The 15,604-nt window shown below is 70.1% G+C and carries 14 protein-coding genes; 9 read left to right on the forward strand and 5 right to left on the reverse strand.

The window, feature by feature from the left end; all coding sequences use genetic code 11:
- The 7 genes from ABDW35_RS02720 to ABDW35_RS02750 form a co-directional block, all read left to right on the forward strand.
- Positions 1-949 (forward strand): sugar ABC transporter substrate-binding protein (locus tag ABDW35_RS02720; RefSeq protein WP_343712308.1); only part of this gene is annotated, 949 nt, incomplete at its 5' end.
- 221 nt (positions 950-1,170) lie between these two features.
- Positions 1,171-2,052 carry a sugar ABC transporter permease gene (locus ABDW35_RS02725; RefSeq protein WP_343712309.1) on the forward strand — a complete coding sequence of 294 codons (882 nt, stop codon included), beginning with the start codon at positions 1,171-1,173 and terminating at the stop codon, positions 2,050-2,052.
- A gap of 3 nt (positions 2,053-2,055) precedes the next feature.
- A complete protein-coding gene (locus ABDW35_RS02730; RefSeq protein ID WP_343712310.1) occupies positions 2,056-2,883 on the forward strand; it encodes a carbohydrate ABC transporter permease in 828 nt (275 codons plus the stop codon).
- 33 nt (positions 2,884-2,916) lie between these two features.
- A complete protein-coding gene (locus tag ABDW35_RS02735; protein WP_343712311.1) occupies positions 2,917-4,524 on the forward strand; it encodes a GMC family oxidoreductase N-terminal domain-containing protein in 1,608 nt (535 codons plus the stop codon).
- A gap of 25 nt (positions 4,525-4,549) precedes the next feature.
- Complete coding sequence (locus ABDW35_RS02740) at positions 4,550-5,305, forward strand: glucose 1-dehydrogenase (RefSeq protein WP_343712312.1); 756 nt, start codon at positions 4,550-4,552, stop codon at positions 5,303-5,305.
- Between the two features lie 213 nt (positions 5,306-5,518).
- A complete protein-coding gene (locus tag ABDW35_RS02745; RefSeq protein WP_343712313.1) occupies positions 5,519-6,424 on the forward strand; it encodes a Fe-S cluster assembly protein HesB in 906 nt (301 codons plus the stop codon).
- An 80-nt stretch (positions 6,425-6,504) separates the two neighbouring features.
- Positions 6,505-8,196: a calcium-binding protein gene (locus tag ABDW35_RS02750; protein ID WP_343712314.1), complete on the forward strand. Its 1,692-nt coding sequence runs from the start codon at positions 6,505-6,507 to the stop codon at positions 8,194-8,196.
- A gap of 120 nt (positions 8,197-8,316) precedes the next feature.
- Here the strand turns inward: ABDW35_RS02750 and ABDW35_RS02755 are convergent, their stop codons facing one another.
- Positions 8,317-9,375 (reverse strand): citrate synthase/methylcitrate synthase, encoded by a 1,059-nt coding sequence (locus ABDW35_RS02755; RefSeq protein ID WP_343712315.1) that lies wholly within the window; start codon positions 9,373-9,375, stop codon positions 8,317-8,319.
- A 168-nt stretch (positions 9,376-9,543) separates the two neighbouring features.
- The gene (locus ABDW35_RS02760; RefSeq protein WP_343712316.1) at positions 9,544-9,825 is read right to left on the reverse strand and encodes a GIY-YIG nuclease family protein; all 282 of its coding nucleotides are present in this window, start codon (positions 9,823-9,825) and stop codon (positions 9,544-9,546) included.
- A 101-nt stretch (positions 9,826-9,926) separates the two neighbouring features.
- On the opposite strand from ABDW35_RS02760, the gene ABDW35_RS02765 reads away from it, so the two are divergent.
- Complete coding sequence (locus tag ABDW35_RS02765; RefSeq protein WP_343712317.1) at positions 9,927-11,111, forward strand: citrate/2-methylcitrate synthase; 1,185 nt, start codon at positions 9,927-9,929, stop codon at positions 11,109-11,111.
- Here ABDW35_RS02765 and ABDW35_RS02770 read toward each other — a convergent pair.
- Positions 11,108-13,024: an adenylate/guanylate cyclase domain-containing protein gene (locus tag ABDW35_RS02770; RefSeq protein WP_343712318.1), complete on the reverse strand. Its 1,917-nt coding sequence runs from the start codon at positions 13,022-13,024 to the stop codon at positions 11,108-11,110. The genes ABDW35_RS02765 and ABDW35_RS02770 overlap by 4 nt on opposite strands.
- A 176-nt stretch (positions 13,025-13,200) precedes the next feature.
- Here ABDW35_RS02770 and ABDW35_RS02775 point away from each other — a divergent pair, with 176 nt between their 5' ends.
- On the forward strand, positions 13,201-14,436 hold the full coding sequence (locus ABDW35_RS02775) for an MFS transporter (RefSeq protein WP_343712319.1): 1,236 nt from the start codon (positions 13,201-13,203) through the stop codon (positions 14,434-14,436).
- A gap of 65 nt (positions 14,437-14,501) precedes the next feature.
- Here the strand turns inward: ABDW35_RS02775 and ABDW35_RS02780 are convergent, their stop codons facing one another.
- Both ABDW35_RS02780 and ABDW35_RS02785 read right to left on the reverse strand, forming a co-directional pair.
- Positions 14,502-15,104 (reverse strand): sigma-70 family RNA polymerase sigma factor, encoded by a 603-nt coding sequence (locus ABDW35_RS02780; RefSeq protein ID WP_343712320.1) that lies wholly within the window; start codon positions 15,102-15,104, stop codon positions 14,502-14,504.
- 126 nt (positions 15,105-15,230) lie between these two features.
- A complete protein-coding gene (locus ABDW35_RS02785; RefSeq protein WP_343712321.1) occupies positions 15,231-15,470 on the reverse strand; it encodes a NepR family anti-sigma factor in 240 nt (79 codons plus the stop codon).
- Positions 15,471-15,604: the final 134 nt, after the last annotated feature.

Below are 15,604 nucleotides of genomic sequence, written 5' to 3' on the forward strand. Positions count from 1 at the left end.
CCTGTCGCATGACGGCAAGCTGTACGCCCTGCCCTTCTATGCCGAAAGCTCGATGACCTTCTACCGGAAGGACCTGTTCGACAAGGCCGGGCTGAAGATGCCGGACCAGCCGACCTACGACCAGGTGAAGGAGTTCGCGGCCAAGCTGAACGACCCCTCGCACGAGATCTACGGCATGTGCCTGCGCGGCAAGCCGGGCTGGGGCGAGAACATGGCCTTCGTCGGCCCGCTGGTGAACACCTTCGGCGGCCGCTGGTTCGACGAGAAGTGGGAGCCGACGATCGACACCCCGGCGTGGAAGGAGGCGATCACCTTCTATGTCGACCTGCTGAAGAACTACGGCCCCCCGGGCGCGCCGTCGAACGGCCACAACGAGAACCGGGCGCTGTTCGCCAGCGGCAAATGCGCGATGTGGATCGACGCCACCTCGGCCGCCGGCTACCTGTACAACCCGAAGGACTCGACCGTCTCCGACAAGGTCGCCTTCGCCCAGGCGCCGATCGCCAAGTCGCCGAAGGGCAACCACTGGCTGTGGTCCTGGGCACTGGCCGTGCCGAAGTCGACCAAGTCGCCGGACGCCGCCAAGAAGTTCATCGCCTGGGCCACGTCCAAGGCCTATATCGAGAAGGTCGCCAAGAGCGACGGCTGGACCGTGGTCCCGCCCGGCACCCGCAGCTCGACCTACGCCAACCCCGAGTACCAGAAGGCCGCGCCCTTCGCGTCCTTCGTGCTGAAGGCGATCGAGACCGCGGACCCGAACGACGCCACGGTCGAGAAGGTGCCCTACACCGGCGTGCAGTTCGTCGGCATCCCGGAGTTCCAGGCCATCGGCACCGAGGTCGGCCAGCAGATCGCCGCCGCCCTCGCCGGCTCGGAGACGGTCGACGCGGCCCTGAAGGCCTCGCAGGACGCCGCCGACCGGGCCATCACCCAGGGCGGGTATAAGTAAGAGCTGAGGCTCGCCAGACGAAATCGCTGTCGCGATTTCGCCCCCTCACCCGGAAATCCTGACGGATTTCCGACCTCTCCCCAAGGAGAGGTGACCGTTCCCTCTCCTTGGGGAGAGGGAGGGGCCCGGCCCGCTCGGGCCGGGAGGGTGAGGGGGTGCGGCCTCTCCACAAAAGAACCGCCCCGCCCCCCGCGCCTCCGCGCAAGGAAAGGATGCACGCCATGGCCGCCATCGCCTCGACCCGGCGCAAGGCGACGCTGCTCCTCGCCCCCTCGGTCACGGTCCTGATCCTGTGGACCTTCGTGCCGCTGGCGGCGACGATCTACTTCTCGACCCTGCGCTACAACCTGATGAACCCGCTGCGGCGCGGCTTCGCGGGGATCAACAACTACACCTACCTGCTGTCCGACCCGGCCTTCTGGTCGGCGATCCAGAACACGCTGATCCTGGTCGCCTCCGTCCTCGCCATCACCGTGGTGCTGGGCACGCTGATCGCGATCCTGCTGGACCAGCCCTTCCCCGGCCGCGGCATCGTCCGCGTGCTGGTGATCGCGCCGTTCTTCGTCATGCCGACGGTCAGCGCCCTGGTGTGGAAGAACCTGCTGCTGCACCCGGTCTCCGGCGTCCTCACCTGGGTGGCGCGCTCGGTCGGGCTGGAGCCGATCGACTGGCTCAGCCAGGCGCCCCTGGCCACCATCGTCATCATCGTCGCCTGGCAGTGGCTGCCCTTCGCCGTGCTGATCCTGCTGACCGCGCTGCAGTCGCTGGACCATGAGCAGCGCGAGGCGGCGCGGATCGACGGCGCCGGGCCGATCGCGATGTTCTTCTTCATCGTGCTGCCGCATCTGATGCACGCCATCGGCGTCGTCATCATGGTGCAGACCATCTTCCTGCTGGCGATCTTCGCCGAGATCCTGGTCACCACCAATGGCGGGCCGGGCACGGCCAGCACCAACCTGACCTATCTCGTCTACCGGAACGGCCTGCAGCAGTTCAATGTCGGCGGCGCCTCGGCCGGCGGCGTGATCGCCGTGATCCTGGCCAATATCGTCGCCTTCTTCCTGGTGCGCGCCCTGGCCCGCACGCTCAAGAAGGGGGGCTGAGCCATGGCCGTGAAACGCTCCGCGCGGCAGACGGTCGGCGTCACCATCCTGGGCTGGGCCGTCGGGCTGGTCCTGTTCTTCCCGATCGGCTGGATGGTGCTGACCAGCTTCAAGACCGAGATCGACGCCTTCGCCACCCCGCCTTCGCTGTTCTTCACCCCGACGCTGGAGAACTACGCCGCGGTCAATTCGCGCATCGACTATGTCAGCTACGCGCTGAACTCGGTCTACATCTCCTTCGGATCGACCTTCCTGTGCCTGATCCTCGGCGGCATGGCGGCCTATTCGATGGCCTTCTTCCCGACCAGGCGCACCGACGGGACCCTCCTGTGGATGCTGTCGACCAAGATGATGCCCGCGGTCGGCGTGCTGGTGCCGATGTATATGGGCTTCCGTGACCTCGGCCTGCTCAACTCGGTCGTCGGCATGATCCTGCTGATGACGCTGGTGAACCTGCCGATCGTGGTGTGGATGCTCTACACCTACTTCCGCGACTACCCGAAGGAGATCCTGGAGGCGGCGCGGGTGGACGGCGCCGGGTCGTGGCAGGAGATGGTGCACATCCTGTTGCCCACCACCCTGCCCGGCATCGTCTCGACCTCGCTCCTGACCATCATCCTGAGCTGGAACGAGGCGTTCTGGAGCATCAACCTGACCGGGCCGGATTCCGGGCCGCTGACCGCCTTCATCGCCTCCTTCTCCAGCCCGGAGGGGCTGTTCTGGGCCAAGCTCTCGGCCGCGTCGACGCTGGCCATCGCCCCGATCCTGGTGCTGGGCTGGCTGTCGCAGCGCCAGCTGGTGCGCGGCCTGACCTTCGGGGCGGTGAAGTGACCCTCCCCTCCTCCCCGAGGACCACCGCCCATCATGGCTGACGGCTACGACTTCATCATCGTCGGCGGCGGCAGCGCCGGCTGCGTTGTCGCCAGCCGGCTGGTGACCGAGCGGCGGGCCCGGGTGCTGCTGCTGGAGGCCGGGGGCCGGCGCGGCAGCCGCCTGCTGGACATGCCGGCCGGCTACATGAAGTTCCTGAACCAGGACACCTACCTGACCCTGAACCAGACCGTGCCGCAGCAGCAGTTGGGCGGCCGCGCCCCGATCATCCCGACCGGCAAGCTGCTGGGCGGCGGCAGCGCGGTCAACGCCATGGTCTATATGCGCGGCCGGCCGCAGGACTACGATAGCTGGGACGCCGATCTGGGTGGCGGCTCCGGCTGGGGCTGGGACGACCTCTTGCCCTATTTCGTCAAGCAGGAGGGCAACGACCATCTGGGGGCGCCCTTCCATGGCACCGAGGGGCCGCTGAAGGTCTCGCATCTCGGCCAGCACTGCACGATGAGCCGCGCCTTCGTCCAGGCGCTGCAGGGCATGGGCATGCCCTACCGGCCGGACTTCAACGGCGGCGAGCAGGCCGGCGTCGGCTTCATGCAGCACACCATCGATGCGGCGACGCGCACCCGCTGCAGCGCCGTCGCCGCCTTCCTGGCCCCGGTGCTGCGCGACCCGAAGCTGACGGTCGAGACCGGCGCCGCCGTAACCCGCATCCTGGTCGAGGGCGGCCGCGCCACCGGCGTCGACTACGTCAAGGACGGGCAGAGCCGCCGCGCCTCCGCGGCCGAGGTGATCCTCGCCGCCGGCGCCTATGCCTCGCCCAAGCTCTTGATGCTCAGCGGCATCGGCCCGGCAGAGGCTCTGGGCCGGCACGGCATTCCTGTGAAGGCCGACCTGCCGGGCGTCGGTGCCAACCTGCAGGACCATCACGAGGTGCCGGTGGTGGCCGCCACCAACGGCGCCTATGGCTATTTCGGCCGGGACCGCGGCCTGCCGATGGTCCTGGCCGGGCTGCAATACCTGATGTTCAAGACCGGGCCGGTGACCACCACGGGCGTCGAGGCCTGCGCCTTCATCGACCCGGACGGCGAGGACCAGAGCGACCCGAAGCTGCAGCTGTACTGCGTGCCGACGGTCTATCTCGACCGCGACGTCACCGGCGTGGCGCCGACCGACGGGGTGACGCTGAACGCCTGCCTGATGCGGCCGAAGGCGCGCGGGTCGGTGGCGCTGCGCTCCGCCGACCCGACCGACCCGCCGCTGATCGACTGCGCCTTCTTCGGCGACCCGGAGGATCTGCGCCTGTCGGTGGCCGGGCTGCGCTATGCCCGCCGGGTGCTGGCGGCCGACCCGGTGCGGCGGATGGTGACCGGCGAGATCTTCCCCGGCGACGCCGCCACCAGCGACGAGGAGCTGGCGGCGCATTGCCGGCGCACGGTCAAGACCAACTACCACCCGGTCGGCACCTGCCGCATGGGCCGGGACGACGACCCGATGGCGGTGGTCGACCGGGCGCTGAACGTCCGCGGGGTGGATCGGCTGCGCGTCATCGACGCGTCGATCATGCCGCGGGTGACCAGCGGCAACACCAACGCCCCGGTCCTGGCCCTCGCCGATAGGGCCGTCGACCTGATCCCGAACTAGTTCCTGTCCGTTGATGGAGACGACCATGTACCGCGAGAAATTCGACCTTTCCGGCCGCGTGGCGGTGGTGACCGGCGGCGGCCGCGGCATCGGCCGGGCGACCTGCGAGGCGCTGGCCGAGGCCGGCGCCAAGGTGGTGGTGGCCGAGATCCTGGCCGAGATCGGCGCCGAGACGGCCAAGGCGGTGGGCGGCGACTTCATCCATCTCGACGTCACCGACCCGGACGCCGTGACCAAGGCGGCCGATGGCGTCCAGGCGAAGCACGGCCGGGTCGACATCCTGGTCAACAATGCCGGCATGGCCCGCAACAGCGACGCGCTGGAGACCAGCGACGAGGAATGGCGCAAGGTCATGGACCTGAACGTCAACGCCGTCTTCTGGTGCGCCCGCGCCTTCGGCAGGCACATGGTGACGGCGAAGCGCGGCAGCGTGATCAACATCGGCTCGATGTCCGGCATCATCGTCAACAAGCCGCAGGGCCAGGCGCATTACAACGCCAGCAAGGCCGCGGTGCACCTGCTGACCAAGTCGCTGGCCTGCGAATGGGCGCCGCACGGGGTGCGGGTCAACGCCATCGCCCCCGGCTACATCGCCACCGACATGACCCTGGCCGGCCGCACCAAGACCGAATGGTACAACCAGTGGATCGAGATGACCCCGATGGCCCGCTGCGGCGAGCCCTGGGAGATCGCCGCCACCGCCCTGTTCCTGGCCGCCGACGCCTCCGGCTTCTTCACCGGCGCCATCCTCGGCCCGGATGGCGGGTACACGGCTTGGTGATGAGGCCGTGACGAGCGGCTGGCGGAACCCTTAACCGTCATTGCGAGCGCAGCGAAGCAATCCAGGGCGGTTTGGCGTGGCCCCTCGATTGCTTCGTCGGCTATCGCCTCCTCGCATGACGGCTGAGGAATGCCGGAGGTCGGAGTCGTGCACTCTCCAATCCGACTCGCCTTCGTTCTCATTTTGTTCTAACCTACCGGCATGGTCGACGCCATGCCCGCCCGCCTGATCCGGATCGACACCGCCCTGGCCGCCGCCTTCGGGCCGCCGCCGCGCTGGCTGTATCCGGACCCGGTCGAAGTTCTGGTGCTGGCGCTCCTGTCCGCCCGCACCCGGGACGAGGCGGCGATGGCCGCCCATCGGGTGCTGCGCATCCGCTTCCCGTGCTGGGAAGCCCTGCTCGACGCCGACCCGGCGGTGGTCGAGCGGCTGATCGGCCGCACCACCTGGCCCGACCGCAAGGCGCAGACGCTGCAGGAGGCGCTGCGGGCGCTGCAGGCCGCCCGCGGCCGGCTGGAACTGGACTTCCTGGCCGGGCTCGGCGTCGACGGCGCGGCCGCCTGGCTGCAGAAGCTGCCGGGCGTCGGCCCGAAGACGGCCGCCAGCGTGCTGCTGTTCAGCCGGCTGCGGATGCGCGCCCTGCCCGTCTCCACCGGCCATCACCGCACGGCCAAGCGGCTCGGCCTGATCTCGCGCCGCGCCGATGCCGAGGCGGCGCATGAGCCGCTGCTGGCGATGCTGCCGTCCGATTGGGACAATGACCGGATCGAGCGGCACCACTGGCTGGTCAAGCGCCTAGGCCATGACCATTGCACCGACCGCCGCCCGCGCTGCGGCAGCTGCCCGGTGCGCGAGCTGTGCCCGAGCCGCGGCCGCATCCGCCCTGCGCCCGAACAGCGGATCCGCCAACTGGCCCTGCCCCTCCCCGGCCCGGCCGCGGGTCTTCGGGCGCAGCCGGGCCCGATCCGGCCGCGGCCGATACCGCCCCGGCCAAGCTTCATTGCCGGCGAGCCGCCGGAGCCTTCATCGAATCCTCGACATGCCCCTGCCTACGGCGAACAAAGCCTGCTTTCTCGCCCGAAACCTTCCCGAGGCGTGTCCGATCTCGCTTCGATCTGATAGTTTTCCCAAAACAGAAGATTGGGAGGCTTGCCCGCCTGCGCGGACGTGAACCCGAGTCCCATTTTCGGAGGGTTCAAATGCCGCTGATCACCAATGTCGCCTATTCGCCCGACCCGGCCGACGGCCCGGCCCTGGGCCTCGACATCGCCCTGAACGGCGCCACCCGGCTCGTGGTCAACTGGGGCGACGGCTCCCCGCTGCAGCTCTACCAGGTGGGGCCCGGCAGCAGCTCGATCCACCTGTCGCACGGCTATGCCGATCCCACGGTCGGCACCATCGTCCTCCGCGCCGGCGGGCCCGGCGTTCCGGACGACCGCGCCACTCTGAATCTCGTGGTCGGCGCGGATGACTCCTACAGCCGCGTTTCCGGCGATCCATGGGACCCAGCCATCGTGCGGGAAGGCCCGCTGATCTCCGCCGATGGTCAATGGGTGGTCTGGGCCGATGCCTATGACGGCATCTACAGTGCCGACGGCATCACGCTGAAGAACCTGGTCGACGGCACCACCGCCAGCATCGGCAGCGTCCATGGCGACGCCTATGAGTTCGACGGCGGCCCGGTGATGCTGGCGAACGGCAAGGCGGCCTGGTTCGCCGAGCACTATTCCGGCATCGAGGGGTATGAATTCCATCCCGTCTCCCTGTACCTCACGGAGACGGGCGGCAGGATCGTTCTGCAGGACGCCTACAATGTCACGGTGACCGAGGACGCGAAATACGCCGTGTACCGGCAGGACACCACCCTCGCCTCGGACAACGGCTGGTATCTGCGCGACCTGGGCACCGACACCAACACCTTTCTGGGCTCCGCCGGCCCCGACTATGACGGCCCGCGCTACCACGTGCATGTCGTCGACGGCCAGCTGGTGGTCGGCGACGACAGCACCGGGCAGCAATCGGTCAGCGGCCCGCTGGCCACGGACACCACCGCGGACGGCAGCGCCACCGTGATCGCCACCGACGACGCGCTGGCGCCCGGCGACACCAACAACGGCTCCGATGTCTACGTCCAGGAGAACGAGGCCCCGCATCATTCCGGCACGGACGGGCCGGACGTGCTGCTGCTGGGCGTGGGCAACGACGTCGCCGATGGCGGTGCCGGCAAGGACTATCTGGCCGGGGGCCTCGGCGACGATTCCCTGAGCGGCGGCACCGGCGACGACCTGCTGGAGGGCGGCGCCGGGGCGGACAGCCTGAAGGGCGGCGACGGCATCGACACGGCGGGCTATGCCACCAGCCTCGCCGGGGTGCAGGCCAGCCTGGACCGGCCGGCCGGCAACACCGGCGCGGCGGCCGGGGACAGCTATTCCGGCATCGAGAACCTGCTGGGCAGCGCCTTCGCCGACCGGCTGGAGGGCGATACCGGCGCGAACGCCCTGCGCGGCGGCGCCGGGGACGACCGGCTGGGCGGGCTGGGCGGCGACGACCGGCTGGTCGGCGGCGACGGCAGCGACATCATCTCCGGCGGCAGCGGCGACGACCGGATCTATGGCGGCGCCGGGGACGACCGGATGACCGGCGGCGCCGGGGCGGATGTCTTCGTGATCCAGCCCGGCTTCGGCCGCGACGTGGTCACCGATTTCAGCCACGCAGCCGGCGACGTGATCCTGTTCGACCGCGACATCTTCGCCAGCTTCGCCACGGTCATGGCGCATGCCAGCGGCTACGGCACGGACGGCACCGTGATCACGCTCGACGCCGACGACAAGCTGATCCTGCTCGGCGTCGACCGCGCGTCCCTGCAGGCGGGCGACTTCGCGTTTGTCTAGTAGGGCCTTGCGGAACCTTCCACCGTCATTGCGAGGAGGCGCAGCCGACGAAGCAATCCAGGGGTCGATGCGAGCCGCCCTGGATTGCTTCGCTGCGCTCGCAATGACGGCGGGAAGTGTCTACGCCGCCAGGCTGGGCGCCGGGCCGACATAGCGGCTGTCGGGCCGCAGCAGCCGGCCGGTCTGCTCCTGCTCCAGAATATGTGCCGTCCAGCCGGCGACGCGGCCGACGGCGAAGGCCGGGGTGAACAGCGACCGGTCGAGCCCGACCGCGTCGAGCACCAGGGCGGTGTAGAACTCGACATTGATGTCCAGCGGCCGGTCCGGCTTGTGCTTGTGCAGCGCGACCAGCGCCGCTGTCTCCACCGCCTCGGCCAGCGCGATGCGCGGGCTGGACAGGCGGGCCACCACCGATTTCAAGACATCGGCGCGCGGGTCGCGGGTGCGGTAGATGCGGTGACCGAAGCCCATCAGCCGATGGCCGGCCGCCAGCTCCGCCTCGATCCAGCCGGGCGCGGCCTCGGCGGTGCCGATGGTGTCGAGCATGTCCAGCACCGGCCCCGGCGCGCCGCCATGCAGCGGGCCCTTGAGCGCGCACAGCGCGGCGGTGACCGAGGCCACGGTGCCGGCCAGGGTCGAGGCCACCACGCGGGCGGCGAAGGTCGAGGCGTTCAGGCCATGGTCGGACACGGTGACCAGATAGGCGTCGAGCGCCCGTGCCAGCCCCGGGTCGGCCGGCCGGTCTGCCAGCATGCGCAGCAGGTCGGCGGCGTGGCCGGATCTCGGGTCGGGCGCCACCGGGGCCTGGCCCTTCGCCTGGCGCACCAGCGCCGCCAGGAACACCGGCATCGCCGCGACGAGGCCGAGCGGGGTGCCGTCCGCATCATCGGCCAGGCCGGCGATCATCGCCCGCAGCCCGTCGACCGGCGGCAGCCCGGCGGCGGCGGGCAGCAGCCGCGGCACATGGCGGAAGGCGGCGGCGCGGGCGGCGCCCAGCCGGACCTTGAGGTCCGCCGTGTCGGCGAAGCCGTCCCACAGCAGCGCCAGAACGCCCTCGAAATCCAACGTCCGGGCCGCGTCCTCGACCGGCAGGCCGCGGATCACCAGCACGCCGCGCTGCCCATCCACCAGGCTCATCACCGTCTCGGCGGCGACGATTCCGTCCAGTCCTGTCGTCATCTCGACCTCCTTCTTCGCAGATGCACAAGAGGTCGATCCATGGGCATAGGTTGTCAATCTTGATAGATACGATCAATATATCAGGATGAAGCCACTCGAGCAGTTCCCTCATGTGTCATCGCCGGGCTTGACCCGGCGATCCAGGAAGCTGCCGCCACGTAGGCCGGCCTATGCCAAGTCACCATACAGATCCCGCCAGTCCGGATTCTCGCGTTCGATCAGCGCAAGCTTCCAGCGGCGCGGCCACTTCTTGAGCGTTTTCTCCCGCTGGATGGCCGCTTCGACCCAATCGAAGGCTTCCACATGAACCAGTGTCTTCACGCCATAGCGCTTGGTGAAACCGTCGATCTCACCCATCCGATGCTGATAGGCCCGGCGCGCCAGATCGCTGGTGACGCCGATATTGAGCGTCCTGTTCCGTCCGCTGGCCATGATGTAGACGTGGTACATCCGTCGGGTTCCCGGAAGGCGGTGAGAATCCTGGATTGCCGGGTCAAGCCCGGCAATGACAATGAGGGGAAAGATCGGTGCACGACCTGCGCCGCCCGCCCATGATCCAGGAACCCACCCTGTCGGCGAGCGAGGCGGCGGCGGAGCTGGGGGTCAGCCTGGCGACGCTCTACGCATATGTCAGCCGCGGCATGATCCGTTCGATCGCCGAGCCCGGCCGGCGGCAGCGCCGCTACGCCGCCGCCGACATCCGCCGCCTGGCCCGCAAGGCCGAGCCCGAGACGGCCCAGCCGCCGCTGTACTGGGGCCAGCCGGTGCTGGAATCGGCGATCACCCTGGTGGCCGGCGGCCGCCTCTACTACCGCGGCCGGGACGCGGTGCGGCTGGCCGAGAGCGCGACGCTGGAGAGCGTGGCCGGCCTGCTGTGGTCGGTTGCCGCCGACGACCCCTTCGCCGGCCCGGCCGCGCCGCTGCCGCCTATCGCCGCCCGCATCGCCGCCGACGCCGCGAAGCTGCCGCCGCTGGAACGGGCGATGGCAGTGCTGCCGGCGCTGGGGGTGGAGGACGACCGCGCCCTCGCCCGCTCCACCGCCGGGCTGCAGCGCACCGGCGCGCGGCTGCTGCGCTGGCTGACGGCGGTGATGCTGCAGCGCCCGGCCACCGCGGCACCGGCCCATGAGGCTCTTGCCGAGGCCTGGAACGCCCCGGCGGCCGCCGACCTGCTGCGCCGCGCCCTGGTGCTGTGCGCCGACCACGAGCTGACCGCCTCGACCTTCGCCGCCCGCATCACCGCCTCGACCGGCGCCTCGCCGCACGCCGCCGTCGCCGCCGGGCTGGCGGCGCTGAACGGTCCGCTGCATGGCGGCCTGAGCGCCCGCACCGGCGCCTTCCTGGAGGCGGTGCTGGCCGCCGCCGATGCCCGCCGCACCGCGGTGGAGCGGCTGCAGCATGGCGAGGACCTACCCGGCTTCGGCCACACCCTGTATCCGGAGGGCGACCCGCGCGGCCAGCACCTGCTGGACCGCATCGTCGCCACCCTGCCGGACAGCGCCGAGCTGGCGGTCGCCCGCACCCTGGTCGAGACCGTGTTCGACCTGACCGGCGAGCGACCGACGCTGGACTTCGCCCTGGTGCTGGCGGCCCGGCTGGCCGGCCTGCCGCCGGAGGCGCCGCTGGCCGTCTTCGCCCTCGGCCGCAGCGTCGGCTGGATGGCGCATGTGATGGAGCAGTACGCCGCCGCCCGGCTGATCCGCCCCCGCGCCCGCTATGTCGGCCCTCAACCTTAAGGCGTCGTCTCCTCCCGCAGCCCGACCAGCGCGTAGATCGGCACCGGCTCCCGGGCGCCGCGCGGCACCTCGTTGCCGACGAAGCGGAACTCGAACTCCTCGCCCGCCGCCTGCCGCACCGCCTCGCTGACCAGGATGGTGGTGCCGTGGATCTTGCCCAGCGCCTCCAGCCGCGCCGCCACATTCACGGTGTGGCCGAGCGCGGTGTAGTTCATGCGGTCGACCGAGCCGACATTGCCGACCACCGCCTCGCCGGTGTGCAGGCCGAAGCGGGTCGGCATCGGCTCGCCGCCCTCGGCCTCGAATTCGGCGTTCAGCCGGTCGACCCGCGCCGCGGCGCGGAGCGCGCCGAGACAGGCCAGGCGAACATGGTCGGGCTGTTCCTCCGGCGCGTTCCAGAACGCCATGACGCTGTCCCCGATATACTTGTCGATGGTGGCGCCGCTGGCGATCAGCTCCTCCCCCAGCGCGCTGAAGTAGCGCGAGGTGCGCTCCATCAGCTCCTCCGGCGGCAGGCCTTCGGCCATCGCGGTGAAGCCGGCGACATCCGAGAACAGCACGGTGACCGGCTGGCGCCGCCCGCCCAGCGCCGGCACCAGCGTCTGGCCAAGGATGCCGCGGACGATCTGGCCCGGGACGTAGGCGGCGAAGGTCCGCAGGGTGAGGCCGAGCACGTCGATCGCCGAAGACAGCGACCGGATCTCCTCGATCCGCGATTGGGCCTGGCCGCCGCCGTGGAAGTCGAACCGCATGATCCGGCCCAGATCCCCCGTCACCCGGCGCAGCGGTCGCGCCAGGGCCCGCGCCGCGGCCAGGACGATGCCGAGCGCCAGGGCGGTGGCGCCGACGCCGATCAACAGTGAGATGTAGCGGATGCGGTCGGCCGGCCCGACCACCAGATCGTAGGGATAGGCGATGCCGAGCACCACGTCGGGCATGTTGGAGGCGATGAGCTCGAACCGCTCGAGATAGGGTTCATCCCCGAGCTCGCGCGTGACGTTCCGGCCCGTGCCGATGTCCTGGAAGCTGCGATACAGCTCAGCCAGGATCGGCGATCCCAGCTCGGTCAGCAGCGGCAGATGCTCCGCCCGCGCCTCCCGGAACTCGGTGCGGAAGCGGACGCCGTCGGGATGGGCGATCAGCTCCCCGGCCCGGCTGAACACCACCAGATCGAGGCCATGCTCCCTGCGAAGGTCGTCCAGCGTGTGATCGACGCTCGCCAGGCCGATATCGATGCCGAACACCACATCGTCGGCCAGGCGGGACCTTCGCGCCAGCGTCAGGCCCACCTGGTTCATGTTGGCGAAGCGATAGGGCTCGGTGACGACCGCCCCGGTGGCGGCCGATGCCTGCTTGTACCAGGGCCGGGTGCGGGGATCGAAATCGGTGGACGCCGTCTCCGGCTCACCCATCGGCCCGCCCCGGGCATCGGTCACGACCCAGCGCACGACCGCGCCGTTTGGGCCAGGGTCGACGAATTCCAGCACATAGGTTGCCCCGGGCAGCCCGGCGGACTTCAGCTGAGGCAACCGCGCCGTCGCCAGCGACTGCGCCATGACGAAGCGGCCGTCAGTCCAGGCGACGAAGAAGGAGGAGGCGGCGGGCAGCACCTTCTCCAGGTCGCGCAGGGTGCCGGCCATCACCACGCCCAGATGGTCCTCCGGCACGTCGGTCTCGATCGTCAGGGTGGAGGTGTCCAGCACCACCTCGGCCAGCTGCAGCCCCTTCTTGAACTCGTCCCGCACCCGGTCGACCACCCGGTCGAAGCGGGCGCTCGCATCCGCCCGGACGAGCCGTCTGACCTCGCCGTTGTTGTACCAGATCAGCCCGCCCGCGATCGCCAGGACGATGACGGCGAACACCGCCGCCACCACGACCTGCAGCTTCCAGGGTCCCAGCCCGGTTGCAGCCACCCCCCGCATGCCCCGTCCCACGGTTGTGCCGCCCCACCCTAGCCCGATGCCGGGCTGGCCGGAACCCGTCCGATCGGGCATGCCTGACAAATCGGGGCTGACCTTCGATCACGCCGTTTGACATGCCTCACCGGGCCGGGGTTGGCTGCTCGGGAACGCCCCGAGCCGCCCGGATCATGCCCGCCGTCTACCTGCCCGTCGCCGCCATCATCCTCGGCATCTCCGTCCTGCAGATCGCCAACGGCATCCTGGTCACCATCCTGCCGATCTCGCTGACCGAGGCCGGCTATTCGATCCAGGCCTTCAGCGCGGTGGCGACGGCGCATTCGCTGAGCTTCCTGCTGGGCTGCCTGCTGTCGACCCGGATCATCGGCGCGGTCGGCCATATCCGCGCCTTCGCCGCCTACGCCGCCGCCACCTCGGTGACGGCGCTCAGCTTCACCATCGCCGCCGACCCGGCCTGGTGGATGGCGCTGCGCCTGGTCACCGGCTTCTGCTCCGCCGGGCTGTTCACCGTGGCCGAGAGCTGGCTGAACGAGATGACGCCGAACGCCCATCGCGGCCGGGTGTTCTCGGTCTACACCATCGTTCAGAAGGTGGCGCTGGTCGGCGGCCAGTTCGTGCTGCTGTTCACCGGCGGCCCGGTGGTGCTGGGGCTGTTCATGATCGCCTCGGCCTTCTATTCGATGTCGCTGATCCCGGTGGCGATGACCCGCGCCACCACCCCGTCGATCGCCGCCATCCGCACCCTGCCGCTGCGCCAGCTGTACCGGATCGCGCCGGCCGCGGTGATCGGCTGCGCGTCCAGCGGGCTGATCAACAGCGCCGTCGCCTCGATCGGCCCGATCTGGGGGCTGCAGGTCGGGCTCGGCGTCGGGCTGGCCGGCGCCATCCCGGCGATGTCCCAGGTCGGCAACCTGCTGGCGCAATGGCCGCTGGGCCGGCTGTCCGACCGGATCGACCGGCGCCTGGTGATGCTCGGCGCCAGCGTCGTCACCATCCTGGTGTCGCTGGCCCTGGCCCTGGCGCGGCCGGATTCGGACTGGCTGCTGGCCGTCCTGTTCGGCCTGTGGGGCGCGGCCTCGATCTCGACCTACGGCATCTGCGTCGCCCATGCCAACGACCTGGCGCCGCGCGGCACCGCCGTGGCGCTGTCGAGCAGTCTGCTGCTGTGCTGGGGCGTCGGCGCCTGCGCCGGGCCGCTGGTGGCGTCGACCGTGATGGGCTGGGTCGGGCCGCGGGGCCTGTTCCTGCACGGCGCCGCCATCGCCACCGCCACCGCGATCTTCACCGCCTGGCGGATGACCCGCCGCCAGGCCGTGCCGGCCGAGGCGCGCGAGCCCTTCGTCAACCGGCCGGCCACCAGTCCGATCGTCGGCGAGCTGACCACGCCGCGCGACTCGAAGGCCTGAAACGGAAGCGGGCGGCCCGGAGGCCGCCCGCTTCACCGCAACATGTCAGGTCACGCGGCGAGGCCTCAGGCCGTCCGCCGCGACGCGGGCTGCAGGGCGAGCCGAGGGGGCATTATTTTCGCCGGCGCCGCGGCGGCTCCGCGTCCGCGCCGCTCGCCTGCGAAGTCGCCTCGTCTCGCCGATCCTCGCCCCGCGCTGAGCAGCCTCGACAGCTCGCGCCGGGCTCGGGACAGGCGGCTCTTCACCGTGCCGACGGCGCAGTTGCAGATCTCCGCCGCCTCCTCGTAGCTGAAGCCCGAGGCGCCGACCATCAGCAGGATCTCGCGCTGGTCGGGCGTCAGCAGCATCAGCGCCCGGCGGAAGTCCTGGAACTCCAGCTTCGCATCCTGCGACGGCGGCACCCAGAGGAGGTCGAGGTCGACCCCGTCCTTCGGCTCCGCCACGAACTTCCGGCGGCGCAGCTGGTTGACGTACTGGTTGCGCAGAATCGTGAAGATCCAGGCCCGGAAGTTGGTGCCCGGCGTGAACTGGCTCTCGGCCCGCAGCGCGCGAAGGATCGCGTCCTGGACCAGATCATCGGCGCGATCCGCATCACCGCTGAGCGAACGCGCGAAGGCCCGCAGATGCGGGATCGCCTTGGTCAGCTCAGCGTGAAAATCGAATGGCACATTTCCCTCCTCATTGACGCCGACGGCTGTGCCGGCCACGCGGGATCGATGGCGGTGCGGCCGGAACTCTCGGCACCGAATAAGGCAGAAATTCGGCCTGTCCGCACCTCGCCGTGCCTCTGTCGGTCAGCGATCCTCGTCCTCCTTCTTCCCGGCGCCCCCCTTGGCGCCATCCTCGAGCATCTTCATCAGGTCGTCCGGCAAGGGCTCCTCCAGCACCGGATCGTACAACGACCGGAGCTGCTGCGAGAGCCAGTTGTCGAATTGCGGCGGCCGTTTCAGGCGGTCCGGTGCCGGACGGCCGGAATCGGCCGGCCGTGACCCTGCCTCCCGCCTTCGCGTCTTCTCGCCGCGCCGTCGATTCATCAACGCTGGATCCCGCTCTGCTTCGGCCAGTGGTGGTGCGCTACATTACCAATCCTCAGCCAGGATGGAAGTTCCTGTGGCACTCCCCGCCCCTCTCGCGTGTTCTGCGGCATCGGAACGGATTGCGATCACGG

It is taken from the genome of Inquilinus sp. (genome assembly GCF_039594555.1).
Taxonomy (GTDB): Bacteria; Pseudomonadota; Alphaproteobacteria; order DSM-16000; family Inquilinaceae; genus Inquilinus.